The following is a 25,754-nucleotide window of genomic DNA, read 5'->3' as shown; positions in this document are numbered from 1 at the left end:
GTATGTCACGCACACCCTGCCGCAGTGCACCGGAACTTCATGATTGATCTGAGCTTTTCTTGAGCTTCACCCCGTCCTGGGCTCAGTCGTGCTCCGCCGCATCCGAAGACCGGAAACCGCGTCCGGACTGCGGTGAGGGCGCCGCCGCACCCGCTTCGAGAGCCGGATACGACTGGGGCGGCAGCACGAACGTGGACGGCAGCGCGGGGCTGGTCTCGCGGCCCGCGTTGGCGATGACGACGGCCACGTACGGCAGCAGCACCCCGAGGCCGAGCGCCACGAACGCGATGTGCCGTTCCACGTTCCACAGGACCGCGGCGGCCACCACCGACACCGTGCGCACGCTCATCGAGATCACATAGCGGCGCTGTCTGCCCCGCACGTCCTCGGCGAGCCCCTGCCGGGCCCCCGTGATCCGGAAGACCTCCGCATCACCCTGTTTGCGCACCACGTCCCCACCAACCTTCCCCGGACCCGGACCGGCCGCTCCTACGCTACGCCCGGCATCCGGCGCCCACGAGACCGGGGCACGCCGTATGCGTACATTCCGCCCCCGCCCGCACGGACCCGCCCGACGTGCGGCGGGCCGCCGCAGCGCCGAGACTGGGCGGGACATGCGCGACACGGCGTCGCTCAAGGAGGCAGCATGGGCTGGTTGTGGGCAATCATCGTGGGCCTGGTGCTCGGACTGATCGCCAAGGCGATCCTGCCGGGCAAGCAGCAGATCCCCCTCTGGCTGACGGTCATCTTCGGCATGATCGGCAGCGTCCTCGGAAATGCTGTCGCCACCTGGATCGGGGTCAACGACACCAAGGGCATCGACTGGACGCGCCATGTGCTCCAGCTCATCGGCGCGGTGGTGGTGGTCGGTGTCGGCGACATGCTGTACGCCTCGCTCCGGGGCAACAGACAGCGCACCTGAATCCGCCGGAAACAACGGCAGAGGGCGGGCACGCACCACGCGCGCCCGGCCTCTGCCATGCGGTACGGATACGGCTCAGCCGGCCGTGACCTCGATCGCCGCCAGGTTCTTCTTGCCCCGGCGCAGTACCAGCCAGCGCCCGTGCAGCAACTCCTCGCGGGCCGGGGCCGCCTCGCCGTCGACGGCCTTGACGTTGTTCACGTACGCGCCGCCCTCCTTGACCGTGCGCCGCGCCCCCGACTTGCTCGGCGCCAGACCGGTCTCCACCAGGAGGTCCACCAGCGGGCCAAGCTCGGTGACCCGGGCGTGCGGCACCTCGGACAGGGCGGCGCTCAGCGTCGCCTCGTCCAGCTCACCGAGCTCACCCTGGCCGAACAGGGCCTTCGACGCGGCGACGACCGCGGCGCACTGGTCCGCCCCGTGCACCAGCGTCGTCAGCTCCTCGGCCAGCGCGCGCTGCGCCGTCCGCGCCTGCGGGCGCTCCTCCGTGACCTTCTCCAGCTCCTCCAGCTCGGCCGGGGTCCGGAAGCTGAGGATGCGCATGTAGCGCGAGATGTCCCGGTCGTCCACGTTCAGCCAGAACTGGTAGAACGCGTACGGCGTCGTCATCCCGGCGTCGAGCCAGACGGCCCCGCCCTCCGACTTGCCGAACTTGGTGCCGTCCGCCTTCGTCATCAGCGGCGTCGCCAGCGCGTGCACCTCGGCGCCCGGCTCCAGGCGGTGGATCAGGTCCAGACCGGCCGTGAGGTTGCCCCACTGGTCGCTGCCGCCCTGCTGGAGGGTGCAGCCGTAGCGGCGGTACAGCTCCAGGAAGTCCATACTCTGGAGCAGCTGGTAGCTGAACTCGGTGTAGCTGATGCCCTCGTCGGACTCCAGCCGGCGGGCGATGGACTCCTTGGTCAGCATCTTGTTGACCCGGAAGTGCTTGCCGATGTCCCGCAGGAACTCGATCGCGGACATCCCCGCGGTCCAGTCCAGGTTGTTCACCATGACCGCGGCGTTCTCGCCCTCGAAGGACAGGAACGGCTCGATCTGCGCCCGCAGCCGGGTCACCCACTGGGCGACGGTCTCCGGGTCGTTCAGCGTGCGCTCGGCGGTCGGCCGGGGGTCACCGATCTGGCCGGTGGCCCCGCCCACCAGGGCGAGCGGCCGCAGCCCGGCCTGCTGGAGCCGGCGCATGGTGAGCACCTGCACCAGGTGGCCGACGTGCAGGCTGGCCGCGGTGGGGTCGTAGCCGCAATAGAACGTGACGGGACCGTCCGCGAGAGCCTTGCGCAATGCGTCCTCGTCGGTGGACTGGGCGAACAGCCCGCGCCACTTCAGCTCGTCGACGATGTCCGTCACGGTTCCAGTGCTCCTTAAGCGATACGTTTGACGGTTCAGTCTAGGCGGGTCAGACGCCCCGGCTGACCGAGCTCATGTTGAAGTCCGGGACGCGCAGCGCGGGCATCGCGGCCCGGGTGAACCAGTCGCCCCACTCGCGCGGCAGCGTCTTCTCGGTGCGGCCCGCCTCGGTGGCCCGGGACAGCAGGTCGACGGGGGACTCGTTGAACCGGAAGTTGTTCACCTCGCCCACCACCTCGCCGTCCTCCACCAGGTAGACCCCGTCCCGGGTCAGCCCGGTCAGCAGCAGCGTGGCCGGGTCCACCTCGCGGATGTACCAGAGGCAGGTCAGCAGCAGCGCGCGGCCGGTCGTGGCGGCGGCCATCTCCTCCAGCGACCTCTCGCCCCCGCCCTCCAGGATGAGGTTGTCGACCGCGGGGGCGAGCGGCTGCTTCGTCAGCGCCGCGGTGTGCCGGGTCGTCGTCAGCCGCTCCAGGCGGCCGCCGGCGATCCAGTCGGTCCGGCCCAGCGGCAGCCCGTTGTCGAAGACCGAGCCGCCGTCCCCGGAGGAGTGCGCGATGACGAAGGGCGCCGACTCCAGGCCCGGCGCGTGCGGGTCGCTGCGCAGGGTCAGCGGCAGCGGGGACAGCGTCTCGCCGAGCCGGGTACCGCCGCCCGGCTTGGAGAACACCGTCCGGCCCTCCGCCGCGTCCCGTGCCGTGGAGGACCAGAGCTGGTAGATCAGCAGGTCCGCCACCGCGGTCGGCGGCAGCAGCGTCTCGTACCGCCCGGCGGGCAGCTCGATCCGGCGCTCCGCCCAGCCGAGCCGCCGCGCGAGCTCCGCGTCCATCACGGCCGGGTCGACGTCCTTGAAGTCCCGCGTGGAGCGGCCCGCCCAGGCGGAACGGGTGCGGTCGGGCGACTTGGCGTTCAGCTCCAGCGTGCCGTTCGGCTGGTCGTGGCGCAGCCGCAGCCCCGTGGAGGTGCCCAGGTAGGTGGAGGTCATCTGGTGGTGGGCGAAGCCGTACAGCTCACGTCCCCCGGCCCGGGCCCGGGCGAAGGCGTCCCCGAGGGCCGGCGCGAACGCGGCGAACACACCGGAGTCCGTCTCGGCCGGCGCGTCCGCGAAGTCGGGCGACGCGGGCACCCCGGTGACCAGCGGCTGGGCGTCCTCGGCCGGTCCCGCGGCGCGCGCGGCGGCCTCGGCGGCCCGGACCAGCGGCTCCAGGTCGTCCGTCGTGACGGCGGCCCGGGAGACCACCCCGGAGGCGGAGCCCTCGGCGCCGTCGACCGTGGCGACGACGGTCAGGGTCCGGCCCCGGGTGACCCCGTTCGTGGTCAGGGTGTTGCCGGCCCAGCGCAGGTTCGCCGACGACTCCTCGTCCGCGATGACCACACAGCCGTCGGCGGTCGACAGCCCGAGCGCCCGCTCGACGATCTCGTACGGCTTGCTGACGCGGCTCATCGCCCGGCCTCCTGCGTCGTATTGAGGATGTTCACGCCCCGGAAGAGGGCCGACGGGCAGCCGTGGGAGACGGCCGCGACCTGGCCCGGCTGGGCCTTGCCGCAGTTGAAGGCGCCGCCCAGCACGTACGTCTGCGGGCCGCCGACCTTCTCCATCGAGCCCCAGAAGTCCGTCGTCGTCGCCTGGTACGCGACATCGCGCAGCTGCCCGGCCAGCCGGCCGTTCTCGATGCGGAAGAACCGCTGTCCGGTGAACTGGAAGTTGTACCGCTGCATGTCGATGGACCACGACCGGTCCCCGACCACGTAGATCCCGCGCTCCACCCCGCCGATCAGGTCCTCCGTGGAGAGCCCGCCCGGGTCCGGCCGCAACGACACGTTCGCCATGCGCTGTACGGGGACATGGCCGGGGGAGTCCGCGTACGCGCAGCCGTTGGACCGGCCCAGGCCGGTGAGCTTCGCGATCCGGCGGTCCGTCTGGTAGCCCACCAGCGTCCCGTCCTTCACCAGGTCCCAGGACTGCGCCTCGACGCCCTCGTCGTCGTAGCCGATCGTCGCGAGCCCGTGCTCGGCGGTGCGGTCACCCGTCACGTTCATCACGGGCGAGCCGTACGCCAGCTTCCCCAGCTGGTCGAACGTGGCGAACGACGTTCCCGCGTAGGCCGCCTCGTAACCCAGCGCCCGGTCCAGCTCCGTGGCGTGGCCGATCGACTCGTGGATCGTCAGCCACAGGTTGGACGGGTCCACGACCAGGTCGTACGTCCCCGCCTCCACACTCGGCGCCCGCATCTTCTCGGCCAGCAGCCCCGGGATGCGCTCCAGCTCCCCGGCCCAGTCCCAGCCGGTCCCGGTCAGGTACTCCCAGCCGCGCCCCACCGGCGGCGCGATGGTGCGCATCGAGTCGAACTCGCCGGTCGCGGAGTCCACCGCCACGGCCGTGAACTCCGGGTGCAGCCGGACCCGCTGCTGCGTGGTCACCGTGCCCGCCGTGTCCGCGTAGAACTTGTTCTCGTGCACGGCCATCAGCGAGGCGTCCACATGCGCCACGCCCTCGGCCGCCAGCAGCCGCGCGCTCCACTCGGCGAGCAGCCCGGCCTTCTCCCCGGCCGGTACGTCGAAGGGGTCGACCTCGTACGCCGAGACCCAGGTGCGCTCCCCGTGCGAGGGCTCGTCCGCCAGCTCCACCCTCTCGCCGGACCCCGCCGCCGCGATCACCTTCGCCGACAGCTTGGCCATCGCGACGGCCTGCGAGGCCACCCGCGCCGCCGCGTCCATCGTCAGGTCGACGCCCGAGGCGAACCCCCAGGCCCCGCCGTGCACGACCCGGACCGCGTAACCGAGGTCGGTGGTGTCGGAGCCCCCGGCGGGCCGGGCGTCCCGCAGCCGCCAGGTGGCACTGCGCACCCGCTCGAACCGGAAGTCGGCGTGCGCCGCCCCGAGCGCCCGCGCCCGGGCGAGCGCCGCGTCGGCGAGGGCCCGTAGCGGAAGCGCCAGGAACGACTGATCTACCTCATGGGGCACGGGGCGGCCTCTCCTTCGCGGTCACATACCCTCGGATCGTTTACGAGGCAGTGAAGCACGGCCCACGCCCCGGCGCGGAGGAATTGTCCCCGGGACGCCTCCGGGTCCCGGACTGTAGGAACCCGACAGTGCCCGGCCAGAGGCGCTGTCAGGGGCCGATTCCCCGCCGCGCGGACGGTACCGATAGGTTTCCGAGGTACCAGACCGCTAACGAAAGGGTGATCCGTTGAGCCGCTCGGTTCTCGTCACCGGAGGAAACCGGGGCATCGGCCTCGCCATCGCCCGCGCTTTCGCCGACAACGGCGACAAGGTCGCGATCACCTATCGTTCCGGCGAGCCGCCCGCCGAGCTCACCGAAGCCGGTGTCCTCGCGGTCCGTTGCGACATCACGGACCCGGAGCAGGTGGAGCAGGGCTACAAGGAGATCGAGGAGAAGCACGGCAACGTGGAGGTGCTGGTCGCCAACGCCGGTATCACCAAGGACCAGTTGCTGATGCGGATGTCCGAGGAGGACTTCACGTCCGTACTCGACACCAACCTCACCGGCACCTTCCGGGTCGTCAAGCGCGCCAACCGCGGCATGCTGCGCGCCAAGAAGGGCCGCGTCGTCCTGATCTCCTCCGTCGTCGGCCTCCTCGGCTCGGCGGGCCAGGCCAACTACGCGGCCTCCAAGGCCGGTCTGGTCGGATTCGCCCGGTCCCTGGCGCGCGAGCTGGGTTCGCGGAACATCACTTTCAACGTCGTCGCGCCCGGCTTCGTCGACACCGACATGACGCAGGTGCTCACCGAGGAGCAGCGCAAGGGCATCGTGGCCCAGGTGCCGCTCGCGCGTTACGCGCAGCCCGAGGAGATCGCCGCCGCGGTGCGCTTCCTCGCCTCCGACGACGCGTCGTACATCACTGGAGCCGTCATCCCCGTTGACGGCGGATTGGGCATGGGTCACTGATCACCATGAGCGGAATTCTCGACGGCAAGCGCATCCTCATCACCGGGGTGCTGATGGAGTCGTCCATCGCGTTCCACGCCGCCAAGGTGGCCCAGGAGCAGGGCGCGGAGGTCATCCTGACCGCCTTCCCGCGTCCCACCCTGACCGAGCGCATCGCCAAGAAGCTCCCCGAGCCCGCCAAGGTCATCGAGCTCGACGTGACCAACCAGGAGCACCTGGACCGCCTCGCCGGCCTGGTCCGCGACGAGCTGGGGTCGCTGGACGGCGTGGTGCACTCCATCGGCTTCGCGCCGCAGGACGCGCTCGGCGGCAACTTCCTCAACACCCCCTTCGAGTCGGTCTCCACGGCGATGCACGTCTCGGCGTTCTCGCTGAAGTCGCTCGCCATGGCCTGCAAGCCGCTGATGAGTGAGGGTGGCTCGATCGTCGGCCTCACCTTCGACGCGCAGTTCGCCTGGCCGCAGTACGACTGGATGGGCCCGGCCAAGGCCGCCCTGGAGGCCACCTCCCGCTACCTGGCCCGCGACCTGGGCCCGGACGGCATCCGCTGCAACCTGATCTCGGCCGGGCCGCTCGGCTCCATGGCCGCGAAGTCCATCCCGGGCTTCGACGGGCTCGCCGACGTGTGGAACACCCGCGCGCCGCTGGCCTGGGACATGAAGGACCCGGAGCCGGCCGGCCGCGGCATCGTCGCGCTGCTCTCGGACTTCTTCCCGAGGACCACCGGCGAGATCATCCACGTCGACAGCGGCGTGCACATGATGGGCGCCTGACCCCCCCCGGTCCCGTACGTTCCGACCGCGCACCGTCCCCGGCGTCCTCCGGAGGCGGTGCGCGGTCGTTTCTCCCGCCGCGTACGCCCTTGCCGCGCTCAGGTCGAAAAGCCGGACGATCCACCGCAGAATGTGGAGGAACCGGACTTCCGGTCAGGCGTGGGGAGGAGATCGCTGTGCGTCGCACACCTCACCGAACCCGGTCCCTGCTGGCCTCCGGCGCGGTCGTCGCCGCGCTGCTCCTCCCGGCCGGCCTGTACGCCGCCGGGCACGTCGGAGCCGCCGGCGCGGCCGCACCTCCCGCGCCCAGCCCCGAACCAGCCGGCTCCGAGTGCCGTACATCCGTCGAGGGTTCCCGGGTCGTCGCCTACTGCCACAACCCGTACCCCTCGGCCGACCGCGTCCAGCTGCACACCGAGTGCGCCCGCTGGTGGGACGTGGACGCGGACGCCGAGCCGGTCACCGTCGGGCCGGGGCGCACGGTGCGCCTGGCCGACCGCTGCTGGAAGGAAGTCGCCTCCGCCTGGGTCACCCACAGTGCGGCGCCCAAAGCCTAGAGGCCAGGTCTAGACCCGGTCCGCCAGGCAGGTCAGCGCATGGCTCGCGGCCTCCGTCGCCGCCGTCTCCGCGTCGCCGGCCCGGATCGCCTCGACCAGGCGGCTGTGGTCCATGTGGTTCTCCGGCCGCAGCTCCTGGCCGACATCGCCGCGCAGGTAGTCCCGCAGCAGGTCGCCCAGGTCCGCGTAGAGCCCCGTCAGCACGTCGTTGTGGGAAGCGGCCACCACGGCCAGGTGCAGCGTCGCGTCGGCGGCCACGAACGCCTCGGCGTCACCGGCCGCCCAGGTCTCCTCGCGCCGCCGCATCAGCGCGTCCAGCTGCTTCAGGTCCCGGTCGGTGCGCCGGACCGCGGCAAGGCGCGCCGCCGAGGACTCCAGGGTCGACCGGAGCTCCGCGATGTGGCGCGGGTCCGCCGCGGCGAACCGGCGGTGCATCACCCCGGCCAGCTCGCTGGTGGCGACCACATAGGTGCCCGAGCCCTGCCGGATGTCCAGCAGCCCGTTGTGCGCGAGCGCCCGGACCGCCTCCCGGACCGTGTTGCGGGCCACCCCCAGCTGCTCGACCAGCTCGGGTTCGGTCGGAATGCGGGAGCCCACCGGCCACTCGCCCGTGGTGATCTGGTTCCTCAGCTGGGCAATCACCTGGTCGGCGAGAGCCGAACGCCTCGGGGACGTCAGCGCCATGGTGCTCCTCGGTCGCAACTGCTCATGGGTCCGATCCTCTCAGGGTCCGGTGGGCGGACGGAATGGACAACCAATCATCCCATGATTCTATGATGGCCTCATGCGTGACGAAGAGACGACTCCCCAGACCGCGACCGGGACCCTGAGCCCCGGCGCCCCGGCAGCCACCCGCGCCGACGCCGCCGCACCGCGGTCCGGCCCCGCGCCGTGGGCGCTGCGCCTGGTCGCCATCGGGCTCGTCCTCACCGCGCTCAACCTCCGCCCCGCCATCACCAGCCTCGGCGCCCTCCTCGAAGAGGTCCGGGACGGGCTGCACATGAGCGGCAGCGTCGCCGGGATCCTCACCTCGGTGCCCCCGCTCTGCTTCGCGGTCTTCGGTGTCATGGCACCGCGCCTCGCCCGCCGCTTCGGCGCCGGTGCGGTGGTGTGCGCGGGCATGGTCGCCATCACGGCGGGCCTGGTGATCCGGCCCCTGGTCGGCGGCACGGCCGGCTTCCTCGCCGCCAGCGCCCTGGCCCTCATGGGCATCGCCGTCAGCAACGTCCTGATGCCGGTGATCGTCAAGCGCTGGTTCCCCGACCGCGTCGGCTCCATGACCGGCCTCTACTCCATGGCCCTGGCCCTCGGCACATCGCTCGCCGCCGCCGTGACCGTGCCCCTCACTGACGCGATGGGCGGCAGCTGGAAGGCCGGCCTCGGCATCTGGGCCGTCCTGGCCGCCGCCGCGATCCTGCCCTGGATCCCGCTTGTACGGGACCGGGCCACCCCGCACGAGCCGTCCGCCGCCGCGCAGCCGCAGGCCCGGGAACTCCGGATCACCCGCAGCCGGACCGCCTGGGCCCTCGCCTGCTTCTTCGGCCTCCAGGCCACCGCCGCGTACATCACCATGGGCTGGATGCCGCAGATCTTCCGGGACGCCGGTGTCTCCGCCGGCACCGCCGGCGTCCTGCTCGCGGTCACCATGGCCATGGGCGTCCCGCTCGCCTTCGTCATCCCGCGCGTCGCCGCCCGGATGCGCACCCAGGGCCCGATCGTCGTCTTCCTCGGCGCCTGCGGCCTGACCGGCTACGCGGGCCTCTACCTGGCCCCCTCCGGCGGCGCCTGGGCCTGGGCGCTGCTGCTGGGCATCTCGAACTGCGCGTTCCCGCTCGCCCTCACGATGATCGGCATGCGGGCCCGCAGCGGCGCCGGAGTGGTCCGGCTGTCCGCGTTCGCCCAGTCCACCGGCTACCTGATCTCGATCCCCGGGCCGCTCCTGGTCGGCGTGCTCTACCAGCACAGCGGCGGCTGGGGGGTGCCGATCGCGCTGATGGCCGCGCTGATGGTGCCGCAGATGGCCATGGGCGTCCTGGCCGGCCGGGACCGGACGATCGAGGACGAATCCTGAGATGCGAGACTGGGTCCATGTCACCTGTGCTCGATCCGAACCCCCAGAACGGTCAGAAGAAGCTGCTCCTCGTCTTCGGGGCCATGCTGCTGATCACGGTCGTCGTCGGCGTCATCGCCGCCATCGCGTCCCCCTGACGCCCCGGCCCCGGCCGGGGTGGTGCTAGCACCCCCATCCCCTAGGGGGCCAGGGTCAGGGTGAAGTGGGTGGGTCACCGGATAGGAGCGGCGCCTCAGCCTCCGTAGGTTCTGAGTACCAGAACCGACCACCCACGGAGGCGGACATGCCGGCCCGTACGCACACCACCCGTCCGGAGCCGAGCGGTGTCGGCGTGCGGCTGCCGTGGTGGGCGGTCGCGCTGCCCGCCGCCGCCTTCGCCGCGCTCCTGCTGCTGGTCGCCGGACCGGGCCAGGCGCAGGCCGCCACCGGCGAATCGGCGGCCGGCCAGTTGCTGCGGCACCTCGTGGAGCTGCTGACCCGCTGACCTCCGCGCCCGGGGGCACGAAGCCTCCAACACCCTGCGCCGGCTGGCGCGTTTCATGCGAAGCTGAAGTGTATGAGCGCCGATACATCTCGCAGGATCGTCCTTCTCAGGCATGCCAAGGCGGAATGGTCGCAGGAGTCCGACCACGAGCGGCCGCTGGCCGAGCGCGGCCGCATGGAGGCCCCCATGGTGGGCCGCAAGCTGACCGATTCCGGGATCGTCTTCGACCTGGCCCTCTGCTCGACCGCCGTCAGAACACGTGAGACGTGGAAACTGGCCGTGCACGAGATGCCCGAGCGCCCGAAGACCGTGTACGAGGAGCGGCTCTACGAGGCATCGCTCGGCGAGCTGATCGCCCTGGTGAACGAGACCCCGGACGACGTCGCCGACCTGCTGGTCATCGGACACAACCCGGGCATGCACGCGCTCGCCGACGCCCTCTCCGGCAGCGGCGAGGGCGACGCGCTCTCCCGGATGGCGCGCGGCGGCTTCCCGACCGCTGCCTTCGCCGTGGTCGGGTTCACCGGCCCCTGGAAGACCGTCGAGCACGGCGTCGGCCGGCTCGCCGAGTACTGGACCCCCAACGACTGACCCGCCCGCCCGTACGGGAAGGGCCCCGGCACACACCATGAGGTGCGAGCCGGGGCCCTTCCCGCGCAGGAGCGGCGCGACCTACTCCACGAGGCCGTCGGCCGCCTCGACCTCCTCGCGGGTGACGCCGAGCAGATAGAGCACGGTGTCCAGGAACGGCACGTTCACCGCCGTGTGCGCGGCCTCGCGGACCACCGGCTTCGCGTTGAACGCGACCCCGAGCCCCGCCGTGTTCAGCATGTCCAGGTCGTTGGCCCCGTCACCGATCGCCACCGTCTGCGCCAGCGGCACCCCCGCCTCGGCGGCGAAGCTCCGCAGCAGCCGGGCCTTGCCCGCCCGGTCCACGATGTCCCCGGTCACCCGGCCCGTGAGCTTCCCGTCCACGACCTCCAGCGTGTTGGCGGAGGCGAAGTCGAGCCCCAGGCGCTCCTTCAGGTCGTCGGTCACCTGCGTGAAACCGCCCGAGACCACGCCCACTTGGTAGCCGAGCCGCTTCAGCGTGCGGATCAGAGTCCGGGCCCCCGGCGTCAGCCGTACCTCGGAGCGGACCTTGTCCACCACGGACGCGTCCAGCCCCGCGAGCAGCGCCACCCGGGCGTGCAGCGACTGCTCGAAGTCCAGCTCGCCGCGCATCGCCCGCTCGGTCACCTCGGCGACCTCGGCCTCGCAGCCCGCGTGCGCCGCGAACAGCTCGATGACCTCGTCCTGGATCAGGGTCGAGTCGACGTCCATCACGACGAGCCGCTGCGCCCGGCGGCTCAGCCCCGCCGAGACGACCGCCACGTCCACGCCGATGCCCGCGGCCTCCGGCGCCAGCGCGGTGCGCAGCTCCTCGGTCCCCGTACCGGACACCGCGAACTCGACGGCCGTGACGGGGTACTTCGCCAGCCGGAAGATGCGGTCGATGTTCCCGCCGGTCGAGGTGATCCGGGCCGCTATGGCCGCCGTGGACTCCGCGGTCAGCGGGTGCCCCAGCACCGTCACATGGGAACGGCCGACGCCGCGCGGCCGGTTGTCGCCGGTGCCGGAGATGATCTCGGCCTGGAGCTTCAGCGACTCCGCCCAGCTGTGCACGGTGGCCCGCAGCTCGCCCTCGGTGGTCCCGCCCGCGGTGGGGGCGGTGACCAGCGCGCACAGGACGATGCGGCCCCGGGTCACGACCTGCTCGATGTCGACCACGTCGACCGAGTAGGCGGCGAGGGTGTCGAAGAGACCCGCGGTGATCCCGGGGCGGTCCTTCCCGAAGATCTTCACGAGAAGGGTCGGTACGTCCGGACCCTGCCGGGACGCGGCGGGCTCGGGAGACAGGGCGGGCTCAGGAGGCCGGGATACGCTCATGGTGTTTCCACCGTATCGGTCCCCGGGCGCGCGCAGGCAGCCCGTCCCGAGTGCCGGACACCCCGGGCACCCGCACCCGGTCCGTCCCCTTTCGCCTGGCCGCGCAGGTCTCGGTGCGGTCACCCTCGGCCGTCCGGCTTTCGTATCCGGGACTGCTCCTGGAATAGTTCCCCACGATGTTCAGCATCCCTAGACTCCCTGCGACGGGGGTAACACGGGGGACAACTAGTGGGGCGCGGAGTGCCGGAACTCGTACTGGAATTGAATGGCAGGACCTGGACGCTCGATCCGTCCAGGGCATACACCCTGGGGCGTGACCCCCAGGGGGACATGGCGATCGACGACGCCAGAGTGTCGTGGCGGCACGCCACGATCAGCTGGAACGGGCGCAGTTGGTTCATCGAGGACCACGGCAGCACCAACGGCACGTACGTGCACGGCCAGCGGATCCACCAGATGGAGATCGCGGCCGGCTCCACCGTGAACCTGGGCAACGCCACCGACGGACCCCGCCTGAGCCTGAGCGCCGCGGACGTCTACAGCGGCCGGGCCGCCGGCCCCGCGCAGCCGCAGCAGACCCCGCCGCACCAGCCCCAGCAGGGCGGACCGGGCTGGCAGCAGCCGGCACCCCAGCAGCCCCTCGCGCAGCAGCAGCAGGGCTGGCAGCAGCCCGCGCCGCAGCAGCCGCACGTGCCGCAGCAGGGCGGGGCCCCGGCACCGCCCGGCCCCGGTACCGGCCCGGCGGGATCCGCGCCGGTCTACGGGGACCGCAGCCCGACCACGTTCCACCAGCTGGCGCTCGGCCGGGTGATGCGGATCGGCCGTGCCCTGGAGAACGACCTCGTCGTCTCCGACCTCCAGGTCTCGCGGCACCACGCCGAGTTCCACGCGACGCCCGACGGCCGGTTCGAGATCCGCGACCTCGGCTCGCACAACGGCACGTACGTCAACGGCCAGCCGCTCTCCAAGTCCGGTTCGGCGCTCATCGGACCGAACGACACCGTCGGCGTCGGCCACTCGACGTTCCGGCTCGTCGGCGACCGGCTGGAAGAGTTCGTCGACACCGGCGAGGTCTCCTTCGCGGCCCGCCACCTCACGGTCACGGTCGACGGCGGCAAGCAGATCCTCAAGGACGTCTCGTTCGGCGTTCCCGAGAAGTCGCTCATCGGCGTCATCGGCCCCTCCGGCTCCGGAAAGTCCACCCTGCTCAAGGCGCTCACCGGCTACCGGCCCGCCAACCAGGGCGACGTCCTCTACGACAACCGGAACCTCTACAAGCAGTTCGCCGAACTGCGCCAGCGCATCGGCCTGGTCCCGCAGGACGACATCCTGCACAAGGAACTGACCGTCACCCGCGCCCTGAAGTACGCGGCCAAGCTCCGGTTCCCCGCGGACACCACCGAGGCCGAACGCCAGGCCCGGATACACGAGGTCCTGACCGAGCTGAAGCTCGACGTCCACAAGGACAAGAAGGTCACCTCGCTCTCCGGCGGCCAGCGCAAGCGCGTCTCCGTGGCGCTCGAACTGCTCACCAAGCCGTCGCTGATCTTCCTGGACGAGCCGACCTCCGGCCTCGACCCGGGCATGGACCGCGACGTGATGCAGCTGCTGCGCGGACTGGCCGACGACGGCCGTACCGTCCTGGTCGTCACGCACTCGGTGGCGGAACTGGCCATCTGCGACAAGCTCCTGGTGATGGCGCCGGGCGGCGCCGTGGCCTACTTCGGCCCGCCGGACGAGGCACTGAACTTCTTCGGCTACACCACTTGGGCCGACGTCTTCTCCGCGTTCGAGAACTACCGGGACTACGACTGGTCGGGCCGCTGGCGCGGCTCGCAGCACTACCAGATGTACGCCGCCGACATCGACGCCGCGGCCGTGCAGTCCGTACACATGCCGCCTCCGCAGCAGATGCGCCCGCCGAAGCCGCAGGGCTGGGGCACGCAGCTGTGGACGCTGATGCGCCGCTACCTGTCGGTGATCGGTTCCGACAAGGGCTTCATGGGCCTGATGGTGATCCTGCCCGCGGTGCTCGGCATCGTCAGCGTGGTCATTCCGTCGGACTACGGCCTCGCCCCGCCGAGGCCGCCGCACAAGTTCAACGGCGACGCCGGAACGATCATGCTGATCCTGACGATCGGGATGTGCTTCTCCGGTGCGGCCAACTCCGTACGCGAACTGATCAAGGAACGCGTCATCTACGAACGGGAACGGGCCACCGGCCTGTCCCGCTCCGCGTACCTGATGTCCAAGGTGCTCGTCCTCGGCCTGATCACGGCCCTCCAGGGCGTCATCATCTGCGGTATCGGCTTCGCCACCCGCGATCTGCCCGAAGAGGGCCTGGTCATGCCGCCGGCCGTCGAGCTGTGCCTGACGGTCATCGCGCTCGGCTTCACCTCGATGATGTTCGGCCTGGTCATCTCCTCGCTGGTGAAGACCGCAGAGAAGACCATGCCGCTGCTGGTCATGTTCGCGATCGTCCAGGTCGTCTTCACCGGCATCCTCTTCCAGGTGTACGGATCGCCCGGCCTGGAGCAGTTCGCCTGGCTGATGCCGTCGCGCTGGGCCATCGCCGGTGCCGGATCGACGCTGGACCTGGCCCACCTCATGCCGCCGTGGGACACGAGCAACCCCACCGACCTGGACCCGCTGTGGGAGCACTCGGTGAGCCAGTGGGGGATCAACATCTCGGTCCTGCTGCTCCTCGGCGTCGTGTGCGGCTTCGCGGTCGCGCGGCTGCTGCGCCGCCACGAGCCCGAGGTCATGCGCAAGTAACCGGCCCGGACACGCGCCGAAGGGCGGCACCCACGCGGGGTGCCGCCCTTCGGCGTCTGCCGTCGGCGCTACGGATCGCGGCGGATCAGTACGCGCTGTTGACGTTGTCGATCGAGCCGTACTTGTCGGCGGCGTAGTTGGCCGACGCGGTGATGTTGGCGACCGGGTCGTACTGCGTGTGCGGGGTGCCGGACACGTGGTAGTAGTCGAAGGTCGGCTTGATGATCTGGAGCAGACCGATCGACGGCACGCCGTTCTGGGCGTTGATGTCCCAGTCGTTGATGGCGTTCGGGTTGCCGCTGGACTCGCGGATGATGTTGCGGTGCAGACCCTCGTACGTGCCCGGGATGCCCTTCTCGTGCATGATGTCGAGGGACTGCCGGATCCAGCCGTCCAGGTTGTTGGCGTACATGTGCGAGCGCGCGGAGGAGCGGCTGGAGCGCGACTCGGACTTGTGGGACTTGGCCTTGGTGTGCGCCTTGGCCTTCGCCTTCTTCTTCAGCTCGGCCTTCTCGGCCTTCTTCGCCTTGGCCTCGGCCTTCTCCTTCACCGCGGCGGCCTTCTCGGCCTTGGCGGCGTCGGCGGCCTTGACCAGCTTCTCGGCGGTCGAGTGCTGCTGGATGACACTGTCCTGGATCGCCCGGGCCTGCTTGGAGTTCGCGGAGTCGAAGAGGACCGGGGAGGCGGAGAGAGCCTGCGGTTCGGTCTCGGCCTCGGCGTGACCGGGCACCAGGGACAAGGAGAGTGCAGCGGCGGCGACGGCGGAGACGCCGGCGGCGGAGAGCTTCTGGGTCTTGTTCAGGCTACGGATTCGGCCGGTGAAGCGGGACGCGGACATACAGGCTTACCTCTTCGAATTCGGGGGGTCCTCACGGAGGACGAAGACGGGAGCGACTGCGCATCTCCGTCGGGGACGAGCTCAATTCTTAGCGGCGGCAAAATGCCGTGGCAAAGGTGTGACGTACGAAGCCGGGTAGTGGAATGGAGGGCGGTTTGCCCGATTCACCCCCAGGTCATCGCCCCTCAAATCGCCCTTTTCGGTCCACTAGGCGGCTTCGTAAGTGACCTGGGCCCTATGCGCGGCCTCACATGGGGCGGGCGGCAGTCTCACCTTGTGTTGCCGAAGCAATGCGGAATGCAACGTTCCGGACGGGGTTCGGCGGCCCGCGCCGGACCTCGCGCGCGGGTCACCCGCCGCAGGTCCTAGTCCCTCCGCCCCGGTCCCGGCCGCCTCCGGTCCGATACGGGGCGCGGAACCCGCCGGTACGGTGAGGCGCATGAGCCACCGACCCCCCTCCGGCCTCGCCGCCGTCAGCGCCGCGCTGCTCGCCATGAGCCGCCACCTGGAGGTACGGGACGTCCTGAAGACGATCGTCGCCTCGGCCCGCGAACTCCTGGACGCCGAGTACGCCGCCCTCGGGGTCCCCGACGACCACGGCGGCTTCGCCCAGTTCGTCGTGGACGGAGTCAGCGACGAACAGTGGAAGGCCATCGGCCCGCTGCCCCGGCAGCACGGCATCCTCGCCGCGATGCTCCACGGCGGGAAGACCGAGCGCCTCGCCGACGTCCGCAAGGACCCCCGCTTCGAGGGCTGGCCCAGCACCCACCCCGACATGTCCGACTTCCTCGGCCTGCCCATCCGGGACGGCGACGAGACCATCGGCGCCCTGTTCCTCGCCAACAAGAGGTGCCCCAAGCCCGAGGGCGTCTGCGGCTTCAACGCCGAGGACGAGGAACTCCTCTCGATCCTGGCCCAGCACGCGGCCATCGCCCTCACCAACGCCCGCCTCTACGAACGCAGCCGCGAGCTCACCATCGCCGAGGAGCGTTCCCGCCTCGCCCACGAGCTGCACGACGCGGTCAGCCAGAAGCTCTTCTCGCTCCGGCTCACCGCCCAGGCCGCCGCGGCCCTGGTCGACCGCGACCCGGCCCGCGCCAAGGGCGAGCTCCAGCAGGTCGCCGCACTCGCCGCCGAGGCCGTGGACGAACTGCGCGCCGCCGTCGTGGAGCTGCGCCCGGCCGCCCTGGACGAGGACGGCCTCGTCGCCACCCTCCGCACCCAGGTCCAGGTCCTCGACCGGGCCCACACCGCCCGGGTCACCTTCGCCGGCGCCGGCGTCCGGGCCCTGCCCGCCGCCCAGGAGGAAGCGCTGCTCCGGGTCACGCAGGAGGCCCTGCACAACGCCCTGCGCCACGCCGACGCGGGCCACGTCGACGTCACCCTCGCCCGGCGCGACGGCACCACGGTGCTGCGGATCACCGACGACGGCAGCGGCTTCGAACCCGCCGCCACCCGCCGGGCCGGGCGCCACCTGGGCCTGGTCTCCATGCGGGACCGGGCGAGCGGCGTCGGCGGCCGCCTCACCGTTGAGTCCGAGCCCGGCAAGGGCACCACGATCGAGATGGAGATCCCCGGTGGCTGACAGGATCATCAGGGTGCTGCTCGTCGACGACCACCAGGTCGTCCGCCGCGGCCTGCGCACGTTCCTGGAGATCCAGGACGACATCGAGGTGGTCGGCGAGGCGGCCGACGGCGCCGAGGGCGTGGCCAGGACGGAGGAGCTGCGGCCCGACGTCGCGCTGTTGTACATCAAGATGCCCGGCACCGACGGCATCGAGGCACTGCGCCGGCTCCGCGAGCTCGAGAACCCGGCCAAGGTGCTGATCGTCACCAGCTTCACCGAGCAGCGCACGGTCGTCCCCGCCCTGCGCGCCGGCGCCTCCGGCTACGTGTACAAGGACGTCGACCCGGACGCCCTGGCCGGAGCCATCCGCTCCGTGCACGCCGGACACGTCCTGCTCCAGCCCGAGGTGGCCGGGGCACTGCTGGCCCAGGACGAGCCGGGCACCGGCACCGGCCGGGGGAGCACCCTGACCGAACGCGAACGGGAAGTGCTCGGCCTGATCGCCGACGGCCGGTCCAACCGCGAGATCGCGCGGGCCCTGGTCCTGTCCGAGAAGACGGTCAAGACCCACGTCTCGAACATCCTCATGAAGCTCGACCTGGCCGACCGCACCCAGGCGGCGCTCTGGGCGGTCCGCCACGGAGCAGCGGACTGAACGGACGGCCGTGCCCGCGCCGCGCGGCTCGGGCTACAGCGGAGGCCGTGCCCGAGCCGCGTCGCTCCGGCTGCAGCGGAGGCCGCGCCCGCGTCGCTCCGGCTGCCGCACAGGCCGCACCCGCGTCGCGCGCCCGGCGCCCGCGTGATTCGGACGCTCGCTCGCTGCCGTGCGCGGGCGGGGGTCGTCGCATGACGAGGGGCGCTCGCGCCCCTACCGCGCCCGCGTGATTCGGACGCTCGCTCGCGGCCGTGCGCGGGCGGGGGTCGTCGCATGACGAGGGGCGCTCGCGCCCCTACCGCGCCCGCGTGATCCGGACGCTCGCTCGCGGCCGCGCGTGGGCGGGGGTCGTCGCATGACGAGGGGCGCTCGCGCCCCTACCGCGCCCGCTCCTCCACATACGCGTTGTACGCCGCCACCTGCGCCCGCCGCGCCACCCGCTCCACCGGCCGCAGCGCCTCACCCCGCGCCGCCATCTCCGACGCGCTCACCGCGCCGCCGTGCCCGTTCTCGTACGCCACCGAGACCAGCAGCCCGACCCGCTGGGCCAGCTCCAGGACCCGCACCGCCCTCGGCGGATAGCCCGGGGCCAGCACCTCGCGGCCCCGCTCCGCCCGCGCCCGGTACGCGTCCACCGCCGCCTCGGCCACCGGCCCCGAGCCGGCCACGTCGAGCCGGGACAACAGCGCCGTCGCGTCCCGCAGCGCCTCGGCCAGCTCCCGTTCCGCCTCGCCCAGCGAGGGCACGTCGGCCGGCGGAGCCTCCCGTACCGCCAGGCAGTGCCACACCACGTCCACGTGCACATCGCCGGCCGGGCCCGCCTCGCGCACCTCGGGCACCAGCCCGTACGGGGCGCCGAAGGTGACGACCGCCTCCTCCGCCTCCAGGGCCCGGGCGTTGAAATCGGCCGGACCGCTCAGCCCCAGCGGATGCCCCGGCACCGGCAGCGCGACCCGGAAGCCGCTCACCCCCAGCGCCCGCAGCCGCCCCAGGGCGAACGTCAGCCCGACCGGACCTGCCTCACCCGGCAGCCCCTCGACGCGGTGCACCGCGTCCTCCCCGACGATGGCGAGCGCCGCGTCGTCCGGCGACACCAGCCCCGCCAGCAACGCGTTCCCCCAGGCGGCCAGCAGCCCTGAACGTGGTTCCGAAAGCATGCGGACAGCTTAGGGGGCGCCCCGCCGGTCGCGGCCGGGCCCGCGACGGCGGGCCCAGCGCCGCCGGTACTCGCACGGTGGCGTAGGTTTTCCCTGGGAGCTGTGCCCACAGGCACGCGACGATCTCGACACTGCATGGGGAGACAACGCGCTCATGAGCGATGTACTGGAGCTGGTGGACGTATCCGTGGTCCGCGACGGACGCGCTCTGGTGGAAGACGTCTCCTGGTCGGTCAAGGAGGGGGAGCGCTGGGTCATCCTCGGCCCCAACGGCGCCGGCAAGACCACCCTGCTCAACATCGCGTCCAGCTACCTCTTCCCCACCAAGGGCAGCGCCGGCGTCCTCGGCGAGCGCCTCGGCGGCGTCGGCACCGACGTCTTCGACCTGCGCCCCCGCATCGGCATCGCGGGCGTCGCCCTGGCCGACAAGCTGCCCCGCCGCCAGACGGTCCTGCAGACGGTGCTCACCGCCGCCTACGGCATGACCGCCACCTGGAACGAGAACTACGACAAGGTGGACGAGGACCGCGCCCGCGCCTTCCTCGACCGGCTCGGCATGACCGAGTACCTCGACCGCAAGTTCGGCACCCTCTCCGAGGGCGAGCGCAAGCGCACCCTGATCGCCCGCGCCATGATGACCGACCCCGAGCTCCTCCTCCTGGACGAGCCCGCCGCCGGTCTCGACCTCGGCGGGCGCGAGGACCTTGTCCGGCGCCTCGGCCGGCTGGCCCGCGACCCGTACGCGCCCTCCATGATCATGGTGACCCACCACGTCGAGGAGATCGCCCCCGGTTTCACCCACGTGTTGATGATCCGCCAGGGCAAGGTGCTCGCCGCCGGCCCCATGGAGACCGAGCTCACCTCCCGCAACCTCTCCCTCTGCTTCGGCCTGCCCCTCGTGGTCGAGCACCAGGGCGACCGCTACACCGCCCGCGGACTGCCGCTCGGCTAGGCGTTGTTGCCCGGTTGCGCCCTGTCCGTAAGGGTGCATGCGGTCCTACCATGACCCCGTGGACATCGACGCGTGGGTGTGGTGGCTGATCGGCGCGGTGGGACTGGGCATTCCGCTCGTCCTGACCGCGATGCCCGAGTTCGGCATGTTCGCCGTGGGGGCCGTCGCCGCCGCGGTCGTCGCGGCCCTCGGCGGCGGAATCGTCGCCCAGGTCCTGGTCTTCGTCATCGTCTCGGTGGCGCTGACGGCGGTGGTACGCGTGATCGCGGGGCGGCAGCGCGCGGACCGGGCACCCGTGCACGCCACGGGCATCGACGCCCTGAAGGGCCGTCAGGCCGTCGTCCTGGAACGGGTGGACGGCGGTGGCGGCCGTATCAAGCTGGCCGGTGAGGTCTGGTCGGCGCGCGCATTCGACCCCGGATTCAGCTACGAGCCCGGCCAACAGGTCGACGTCGTGGACATCGACGGGGCGACGGCCGTCGTCATGTGACCGAACTGCCCGCGCACCCAAGCGCGTTCTGTCAGACTCGATGACGATCATCAACCGAAGGGCACGAGGAAACGATGCAACCGATCATCATCGTCCTGATCATTCTGGTGGTGCTCGTCTTCATCGCCCTGATCAAGACGATCCAGGTCATCCCGCAGGCCAGCGCCGCCATCGTGGAGCGCTTCGGCCGGTACACCCGCACCCTCAACGCCGGCCTGAACATCGTCGTCCCGTTCATCGACTCGATCCGCAACCGGATCGACCTGCGCGAGCAGGTCGTGCCCTTCCCGCCGCAGCCCGTCATCACCCAGGACAACCTGGTCGTCAACATCGACACCGTCATCTACTACCAGGTGACCGACGCCCGGGCCGCGACGTACGAGGTGGCCAGCTACATCCAGGCCATCGAGCAGCTCACCGTCACCACCCTCCGCAACATCATCGGCGGCATGGACCTGGAACGGACCCTCACCTCCCGCGAGGAGATCAACGCGGCCCTGCGCGGCGTCCTGGACGAGGCCACCGGCAAGTGGGGCATCCGCGTCAACCGCGTCGAGCTCAAGGCGATCGAGCCGCCCACCTCCATCCAGGACTCGATGGAGAAGCAGATGCGCGCCGACCGGGACAAGCGCGCCGCGATCCTCCAGGCCGAGGGCACCCGCCAGTCCGCGATCCTCACCGCCGAGGGCGAGAAGCAGTCCGCGATCCTGCGCGCCGAGGGCGAGGCCAAGGCCGCCGCCCTGCGCGCGGAGGGCGAGGCCCAGGCCATCCGTACGGTCTTCGAGTCCATCCACGCCGGCGACCCGGACCAGAAGCTGCTCTCCTACCAGTACCTCCAGATGCTGCCGAAGATCGCCGAGGGCGACGCCAACAAGCTCTGGATCGTGCCCAGCGAGATCGGCGACGCGCTCAAGGGCCTCAGCGGCGCCTTCGGCAACCTCGGCGGCGGCGCGCCCGGCTTCAACACCGGCAAGGAACGACGCGAGGAACCCCCGGTCGACTGACGTGTACATCCCCCGTGCATGATTCGGTGCACCAAGCACCGATCACGCACGGGGGATACACCATGTCCATCTGGGAGATGCTCGCCGTCTTCGCCGCGGGGATCAGCGCCGGCACGATCAACACGATCGTCGGTTCCGGCACGCTCATCACCTTCCCCGTCCTGCTCGCCACCGGCCTGCCCCCGGTCACCGCCACCGTCTCCAACGCGCTCGGGCTGATCCCCGGTTCCATCAGCGGTGCGATCGGCTACCGCAAGGAACTCGAAGGCCAGCGCTCCCGCGTCCTCAAGCTCACCGTGGGCGCCCTCATCGGCGGACTCACCGGTGCCACCCTGCTCCTGGCCCTGCCCTCCACCGCTTTCGAGACGATCGTCCCGGTCCTGGTCGCCCTGGCCCTCGTCCTGGTCATCCTGCAACCGCGCATCAGCAAGGCCGTCCAGGAACGGCGCGCCCGCACCGGGGCACCCGCCCACCCCGACGGCGGCCCGCTGCTCTACATCGGCCTGACCCTCGCCAGCGTCTACGGCGGCTACTTCACCGCCGCCCAGGGGATCATCTACCTCTCCCTCATGGGAATGCTGGTGGACGACACCATGCAGCGGCTCAACGCCGTCAAGAACGTCCTCGCCGCCGTCGTCAACAGCATCGCCGCGCTGTTCTTCCTCTTCGTCGCCGACTTCGACTGGACCGCCGTCGTCCTGATCGCGGTGGGCTCCGCCATCGGCGGCCAGATCGGCGCCAAGGTCGGCCGCCGCCTCAGCCCCGCCCTGCTGCGCGCCCTCATCGTCACCGTCGGCACGGTCGCCATCGTCCAGCTGCTGCTCCGCTGAACGGCCGAGGCCCGTCTCCCCCGGGGAGACGGGCCTCGCGCACATCGTCAGGCGTACGGCGGCTACGCCGCGCTCCGCGCAAGCCACTCCGGCAGCGCCGACCGGTCGCCGGCCCCCAGTGCCAGCAGCATCGCCTCCGCGGGGGAGGGCACGAAGGGCTTCCGCAGCAGCGGCATCCCCGCCTGCTCCGGCGTACGGTCCGCCTTGCGGTGGTTGTCCTCCGCGCACGAGGCCACCGTGTTCAGCCAGGTGTCCTGCCCGCCCTGGGCCCTCGGCACCACGTGGTCGACGGTGCTCGCCCGCTTCCCGCAGTACGCGCACCGGTGCTGGTCCCTGACCAGGACGCCCCTTCTGGACCACGGCGCCTGTCTTCGGAACGGCACCCGTACGTACCGGCAGAGCCTGATCACCCGGGGCACCGGGATGTCCACATCGGCGCCGCGCATCCGGAGGCCGGGGTGGGACTGCTCGACGACGGCCTTGTCCTGAAGGATCAGCACCACCGCACGGTTCAACGTCACCGTCGACAGCGGCTCGAAGCTCGCGTTGAGTACCAGCGTGTCCCGCATCCCGCCCACCTCCCGTGTGCCGGCCGCCCCCTGGCAGGCCCGGATCAACTCTGGCCCCGGCACGCCGTGATGGACAACGCATTAAAAAATGCCCTGCCCTGATCTCTCCAAGACCAGGGCAGGGCAAACGGATGCGGACGATTTGGTACTCAGGCGTTCTCGGCGGGCTCCGCGTACTCGGCGATCAGCTGGGCCCGGGCCAGGGTGTGGAACCGCAGGTTGAAGCCGACGGCCGCGGGCGGGGTGTCGCTGTCCGGGCCGAGCTCGTCGGTGTCCACCGCGTACACGGTGAACACGTAGCGGTGGTTCTCCCCGGCCGGCGGAGCGGCACCGCCGAAGTCCTTGGTCCCGTAGTCGTTGCGCGCGTGCACGGCCCCGGCGGGCAGGCCTTCGAACTTCCCGCCGCCCGCACCGGCCGGCAGCTCCGTGACCGACGCCGGGATGTCGAAGAGCACCCAGTGCCAGAACCCGCTGCCCGTGGGGGCGTCGGGGTCGAAACACGTCACGGCGAAGCTCTTCGTCTCCGCCGGGAAGCCCTCCCACCGCAGGTGCGGCGAGGTGTTCCCCGCCGCGTACACCTGTGCGTCGGCGAGCACGGCCCCCGGGGCGATGTCCTCGCTCACCACGGTGAACGAGGGAACCTCCGGATGGAAGTCGTGCGGCAGCGGCGCCCTCTTCGGCTCGGTCACGTCAGCACCTCTCTGTCGGCTCGGTCGGATGACGCTTCCGACCCTAGAGCCAGTTGCGCTGACCGCCGACCTGCGCCAGCCACTGGTTCAGATATGCCGCCCAGTCGGTCTCCTGGAAGTCGTGCAGACCGACCTTGAAGGCGCGGTACGAGTCGCTGCCCTCGCTGAACAGACCCGGCTTCTTGTCCATCTCCAGGATGACGTCCATCTCGCGGTCGTCCGCGACGAACGACAGCTCCACCTGGTTGAGCCCCCGGTACTGCTGCGGCGGGTGGAACTCGATCTCCTGGTAGAACGGCAGCCGCTGCCGCGTACCGCGGATGTGGCCGCGCTCCATGTCGGCGCTGCGGAAGCTGAAGCCGAGTCGGCCGAAGGCGTCGAGGATGGCCTCCTGGGCCGGCAGCGGGTGCACGTTGATCGGGTCGAGGTCGCCCGAGTCCAGCGCCCGCGCGATCTCCAGCTCGGTCGTCACCCCGATGTTCATGCCGTGCAGGTGCTGGCCCGCGAACATGGTGATCGGCGTCTCCCAGGGGATCTCCAGACCGAACGGCACCACGTGCACCGCGCCCGCCTGCACCTGGAAGGCGCCGCCGATGCGCAGCTTGGTGAACTCGATGTCCTGCTTGGTCTCCTGGTCCTGGCCCTCGACCTCGACCCGTGCCTGGAGGCCCACGGAGAGCCCTTCGATCTGCTGGTCGACGGAGCCGCCCTGGATCCGCACCTCGCCCTGGACGACCCCGCCGGGGACGACGTTGACCTCGGTCAGCTCCGTCTCCACCGAGGCGCCACCGGCACCCATGCTCGCGAGCAGCCGCTTGAAGCCCATGTTTTCTCCTCCTAGGTCCTGACCCCTACATACGCGCGACGACCGTAGTCGGTTCCCAGTAACCTCGAACCTCATGATCGACGGCCCGGACCGTACGCCGCCGACGCGGGACTTCTCCGGCCGCAGCCTGGTCCCCAGCACCGACCCGGGCACTTTCACGTACGCACGTCAAGGGAGTCAGCATGAACGTCGACCTCCTCGCCCAACCTGCCGAAGAAGTCGCCCCCAAGCTGCTCGGGAGTGTGCTCACCTGCACGACCCCGGCGGGAACCGTGAGCATCACCATCACGGAGACCGAGGCGTATTCCGGTGCTGCCGACCCGGCCTCCCACGCCTACCGGGGCCAGACGCCTCGTAACGCCGTCATGTTCGGCCCCGCGGGACACCTGTACGTCTACCGGTCCCACGGTCTCCACTGGTGCGCCAACATCGTCACCGGGACGGACGGCATCGCCTCGGCCGTCCTCATCCGGGCGGGCAGGGTCATCAAGGGAGAGGACCTGGCAAGCCGGCGTCGAGGCGAGAGGGTCGAAAGCGCACGTCTCGCCCGAGGCCCGGGGAACTTCTGCCAGGCGCTCGGCATCACGGCGGAGCACAACGGTGAGGACCTTCTGACGGGTACGTCAGTCACGTTGTCGGAAGGTGAGGCGGTGCGGGCCGAGCTCATTCAGGCCGGTCCCCGGGTGGGCGTGAGCAAGGCCCACGACTGGCTGCACCGGTTCTACCTCGCCGGTGATCCGACGGTCTCGGCGTACCGACTGAGCCCGCGGGCCAAACCGGCGACCGGAGCCTGACTCGAGGGCAGAGCGAGTGGAGTGCTCCCGAGGGCCGGCGAGAGGCGGAACAGAAGACGGCATCATGCGACCGCACGCGACACGAGGGCGCCGAGCTCTTCGTGCTCCTGGGCACCGCCACCGCGTGACCAGGTACGCAAGGCCCCCGCACCGGAGCGGGCGCGAACGGCGCGGCGCACCCCGGGGGTTCCGGATCGACGTCGCCCCGTCGCTGAGCCCGTGCCGCACCCTTGCGCCGCGCCGGAGGCCAACTTGACTCGCCCGAGTGGGGCATCTAATGTTGTCCGAGTCGCTTGACACGGGTACAGCTGTTGGTTCGGTCCATCGGATCGCATGCCGCGCAGACCCGAGGCGGCCAACCACTACCTACGACTCGCCCCAGAGGGTGCGGATTTCGGCATGCCCGGAATTCAGACCCACTGACTCGATTATGAGTAACCGGGAGAATCCGCTAAAGTAGTGGACACGCCGAAAGGGAAACGCGAAAGCGAAGAACTGGAAAGCGAAAACTGCTTGACTCGCTTCGACCGGGAATCGGACACGAAAGAGTCTGATAGAGTCGGAAACGCAAGACCGAAGGGAAGCGCCCGGAGGAAAGCCCGCGAGGGTGAGTACAAA

Annotated in this window: 27 protein-coding genes; 16 read left to right on the top strand and 11 right to left on the bottom strand. The window is 71.0% G+C overall.

Annotated features, from left to right (window positions below; genetic code table 11):
* Positions 1 to 82: 82 nt before the first annotated feature.
* On the bottom strand, positions 83 to 451 hold the full coding sequence (locus ACN6LM_RS24695) for a DUF3099 domain-containing protein (protein WP_445067561.1): 369 nt from the start codon (positions 449 to 451) through the stop codon (positions 83 to 85).
* Positions 452 to 646: 195 nt separating this feature from the next.
* Here ACN6LM_RS24695 and ACN6LM_RS24690 point away from each other — a divergent pair, with 195 nt between their 5' ends.
* Positions 647 to 922, top strand: coding sequence for a GlsB/YeaQ/YmgE family stress response membrane protein (locus ACN6LM_RS24690; protein WP_093709444.1), 276 nt, complete (start codon positions 647 to 649; stop codon positions 920 to 922).
* A gap of 75 nt (positions 923 to 997) precedes the next feature.
* On the opposite strand, the gene tyrS is transcribed toward ACN6LM_RS24690, so the two are convergent.
* The 3 genes from tyrS to ACN6LM_RS24675 are packed head-to-tail and all read right to left on the bottom strand — an operon-like array spanning position 998 to position 5,230.
* A complete protein-coding gene (gene tyrS, locus ACN6LM_RS24685; RefSeq protein WP_445067559.1) occupies positions 998 to 2,266 on the bottom strand; it encodes a tyrosine--tRNA ligase in 1,269 nt (422 codons plus the stop codon).
* A gap of 49 nt (positions 2,267 to 2,315) precedes the next feature.
* Entirely contained in the window at positions 2,316 to 3,710 is a 1,395-nt protein-coding gene (locus ACN6LM_RS24680; RefSeq protein WP_445067558.1) for a metallopeptidase TldD-related protein, read from the bottom strand.
* Positions 3,707 to 5,230, bottom strand: coding sequence for a TldD/PmbA family protein (locus ACN6LM_RS24675; protein ID WP_445067557.1), 1,524 nt, complete (start codon positions 5,228 to 5,230; stop codon positions 3,707 to 3,709). The genes ACN6LM_RS24680 and ACN6LM_RS24675 overlap by 4 nt, the downstream gene beginning before the upstream one ends.
* 226 nt (positions 5,231 to 5,456) lie before the next feature.
* Between ACN6LM_RS24675 and fabG the strand changes: the two genes are divergently transcribed.
* The 3 genes from fabG to ACN6LM_RS24660 all read left to right on the top strand — a co-directional run bounded on the left by fabG (position 5,457) and on the right by ACN6LM_RS24660 (position 7,506).
* Positions 5,457 to 6,176, top strand: a complete 720-nt coding sequence (gene fabG, locus ACN6LM_RS24670; protein WP_018104724.1) for a 3-oxoacyl-[acyl-carrier-protein] reductase — start codon at positions 5,457 to 5,459, stop codon at positions 6,174 to 6,176.
* 5 nt (positions 6,177 to 6,181) lie between these two features.
* Positions 6,182 to 6,949, top strand: coding sequence for an enoyl-ACP reductase FabI (gene fabI / locus ACN6LM_RS24665; protein ID WP_445067556.1), 768 nt, complete (start codon positions 6,182 to 6,184; stop codon positions 6,947 to 6,949).
* A 176-nt stretch (positions 6,950 to 7,125) separates the two neighbouring features.
* The gene (locus ACN6LM_RS24660; protein ID WP_445067555.1) at positions 7,126 to 7,506 is read left to right on the top strand and encodes a hypothetical protein; all 381 of its coding nucleotides are present in this window, start codon (positions 7,126 to 7,128) and stop codon (positions 7,504 to 7,506) included.
* A gap of 9 nt (positions 7,507 to 7,515) precedes the next feature.
* Here ACN6LM_RS24660 and ACN6LM_RS24655 read toward each other — a convergent pair whose 3' ends face one another.
* Complete coding sequence (locus ACN6LM_RS24655) at positions 7,516 to 8,190, bottom strand: FadR/GntR family transcriptional regulator (RefSeq protein ID WP_445067554.1); 675 nt, start codon at positions 8,188 to 8,190, stop codon at positions 7,516 to 7,518.
* Between the two features lie 100 nt (positions 8,191 to 8,290).
* Between ACN6LM_RS24655 and ACN6LM_RS24650 the strand changes: the two genes are divergently transcribed.
* From ACN6LM_RS24650 to ACN6LM_RS24635, 4 genes are all read left to right on the top strand, one after another.
* The gene (locus ACN6LM_RS24650) at positions 8,291 to 9,577 is read left to right on the top strand and encodes a CynX/NimT family MFS transporter (RefSeq protein ID WP_445067553.1); all 1,287 of its coding nucleotides are present in this window, start codon (positions 8,291 to 8,293) and stop codon (positions 9,575 to 9,577) included.
* Positions 9,578 to 9,603: 26 nt separating this feature from the next.
* Positions 9,604 to 9,714, top strand: coding sequence for an SGM_5486 family transporter-associated protein (locus ACN6LM_RS24645; RefSeq protein ID WP_260697003.1), 111 nt, complete (start codon positions 9,604 to 9,606; stop codon positions 9,712 to 9,714).
* Between the two features lie 146 nt (positions 9,715 to 9,860).
* A complete protein-coding gene (locus tag ACN6LM_RS24640) occupies positions 9,861 to 10,061 on the top strand; it encodes a hypothetical protein (RefSeq protein WP_164401207.1) in 201 nt (66 codons plus the stop codon).
* A gap of 72 nt (positions 10,062 to 10,133) precedes the next feature.
* Positions 10,134 to 10,652: a SixA phosphatase family protein gene (locus ACN6LM_RS24635; RefSeq protein ID WP_445067552.1), complete on the top strand. Its 519-nt coding sequence runs from the start codon at positions 10,134 to 10,136 to the stop codon at positions 10,650 to 10,652.
* Positions 10,653 to 10,733: 81 nt separating this feature from the next.
* Here the strand turns inward: ACN6LM_RS24635 and serB are convergent, their stop codons facing one another.
* Positions 10,734 to 11,990, bottom strand: coding sequence for a phosphoserine phosphatase SerB (gene serB, locus ACN6LM_RS24630; protein WP_203601239.1), 1,257 nt, complete (start codon positions 11,988 to 11,990; stop codon positions 10,734 to 10,736).
* A 228-nt stretch (positions 11,991 to 12,218) separates the two neighbouring features.
* Here serB and ACN6LM_RS24625 point away from each other — a divergent pair, with 228 nt between their 5' ends.
* The gene (locus ACN6LM_RS24625; RefSeq protein WP_445067551.1) at positions 12,219 to 14,765 is read left to right on the top strand and encodes an FHA domain-containing protein; all 2,547 of its coding nucleotides are present in this window, start codon (positions 12,219 to 12,221) and stop codon (positions 14,763 to 14,765) included.
* Positions 14,766 to 14,850: 85 nt separating this feature from the next.
* On the opposite strand, the gene ACN6LM_RS24620 is transcribed toward ACN6LM_RS24625, so the two are convergent.
* Entirely contained in the window at positions 14,851 to 15,603 is a 753-nt protein-coding gene (locus ACN6LM_RS24620; protein WP_445067550.1) for a transglycosylase SLT domain-containing protein, read from the bottom strand.
* A gap of 439 nt (positions 15,604 to 16,042) precedes the next feature.
* Between ACN6LM_RS24620 and ACN6LM_RS24615 the strand changes: the two genes are divergently transcribed.
* Both ACN6LM_RS24615 and ACN6LM_RS24610 read left to right on the top strand, forming a co-directional pair.
* The gene (locus tag ACN6LM_RS24615) at positions 16,043 to 17,188 is read left to right on the top strand and encodes a GAF domain-containing sensor histidine kinase (protein WP_445067549.1); all 1,146 of its coding nucleotides are present in this window, start codon (positions 16,043 to 16,045) and stop codon (positions 17,186 to 17,188) included.
* Positions 17,181 to 17,825 carry a response regulator gene (locus ACN6LM_RS24610; RefSeq protein ID WP_445067548.1) on the top strand — a complete coding sequence of 215 codons (645 nt, stop codon included), beginning with the start codon at positions 17,181 to 17,183 and terminating at the stop codon, positions 17,823 to 17,825. Before ACN6LM_RS24615 ends, ACN6LM_RS24610 begins: the two co-directional genes overlap by 8 nt.
* A 377-nt stretch (positions 17,826 to 18,202) precedes the next feature.
* Here ACN6LM_RS24610 and ACN6LM_RS24605 read toward each other — a convergent pair whose 3' ends face one another.
* On the bottom strand, positions 18,203 to 18,982 hold the full coding sequence (locus ACN6LM_RS24605; RefSeq protein ID WP_445067547.1) for a hypothetical protein: 780 nt from the start codon (positions 18,980 to 18,982) through the stop codon (positions 18,203 to 18,205).
* 154 nt (positions 18,983 to 19,136) lie between these two features.
* Between ACN6LM_RS24605 and ACN6LM_RS24600 the strand changes: the two genes are divergently transcribed.
* The 4 genes from ACN6LM_RS24600 (at position 19,137) to ACN6LM_RS24585 (ending at position 22,258) form a co-directional block, all read left to right on the top strand.
* Positions 19,137 to 19,934, top strand: a complete 798-nt coding sequence (locus ACN6LM_RS24600; protein WP_445067546.1) for an ABC transporter ATP-binding protein — start codon at positions 19,137 to 19,139, stop codon at positions 19,932 to 19,934.
* Between the two features lie 58 nt (positions 19,935 to 19,992).
* A complete protein-coding gene (locus tag ACN6LM_RS24595; protein WP_073968470.1) occupies positions 19,993 to 20,424 on the top strand; it encodes an NfeD family protein in 432 nt (143 codons plus the stop codon).
* A 74-nt stretch (positions 20,425 to 20,498) separates the two neighbouring features.
* Entirely contained in the window at positions 20,499 to 21,428 is a 930-nt protein-coding gene (locus ACN6LM_RS24590) for an SPFH domain-containing protein (RefSeq protein ID WP_073968441.1), read from the top strand.
* Positions 21,429 to 21,490: 62 nt separating this feature from the next.
* Positions 21,491 to 22,258 (top strand): sulfite exporter TauE/SafE family protein, encoded by a 768-nt coding sequence (locus ACN6LM_RS24585; protein WP_445067545.1) that lies wholly within the window; start codon positions 21,491 to 21,493, stop codon positions 22,256 to 22,258.
* Between the two features lie 62 nt (positions 22,259 to 22,320).
* Here ACN6LM_RS24585 and ACN6LM_RS24580 read toward each other — a convergent pair whose 3' ends face one another.
* The 3 genes from ACN6LM_RS24580 to ACN6LM_RS24570 form a co-directional block, all read right to left on the bottom strand.
* Positions 22,321 to 22,827 carry an HNH endonuclease gene (locus ACN6LM_RS24580; RefSeq protein ID WP_073968443.1) on the bottom strand — a complete coding sequence of 169 codons (507 nt, stop codon included), beginning with the start codon at positions 22,825 to 22,827 and terminating at the stop codon, positions 22,321 to 22,323.
* A 149-nt stretch (positions 22,828 to 22,976) separates the two neighbouring features.
* Positions 22,977 to 23,516 carry a YbhB/YbcL family Raf kinase inhibitor-like protein gene (locus ACN6LM_RS24575; protein WP_445067544.1) on the bottom strand — a complete coding sequence of 180 codons (540 nt, stop codon included), beginning with the start codon at positions 23,514 to 23,516 and terminating at the stop codon, positions 22,977 to 22,979.
* Between the two features lie 43 nt (positions 23,517 to 23,559).
* Complete coding sequence (locus ACN6LM_RS24570; RefSeq protein ID WP_445067543.1) at positions 23,560 to 24,342, bottom strand: sporulation protein; 783 nt, start codon at positions 24,340 to 24,342, stop codon at positions 23,560 to 23,562.
* 182 nt (positions 24,343 to 24,524) lie between these two features.
* On the opposite strand from ACN6LM_RS24570, the gene ACN6LM_RS24565 reads away from it, so the two are divergent.
* Complete coding sequence (locus tag ACN6LM_RS24565; RefSeq protein ID WP_445067542.1) at positions 24,525 to 25,136, top strand: DNA-3-methyladenine glycosylase; 612 nt, start codon at positions 24,525 to 24,527, stop codon at positions 25,134 to 25,136.
* Positions 25,137 to 25,754 lie beyond the last annotated feature (618 nt).

The sequence above is a fragment of the Streptomyces sp. SAS_281 genome (assembly GCF_052542855.1).
The sequence above is the reverse complement of the archived record's forward strand: the minus strand, read 5'-3'. Positions and strand labels throughout refer to the sequence as shown.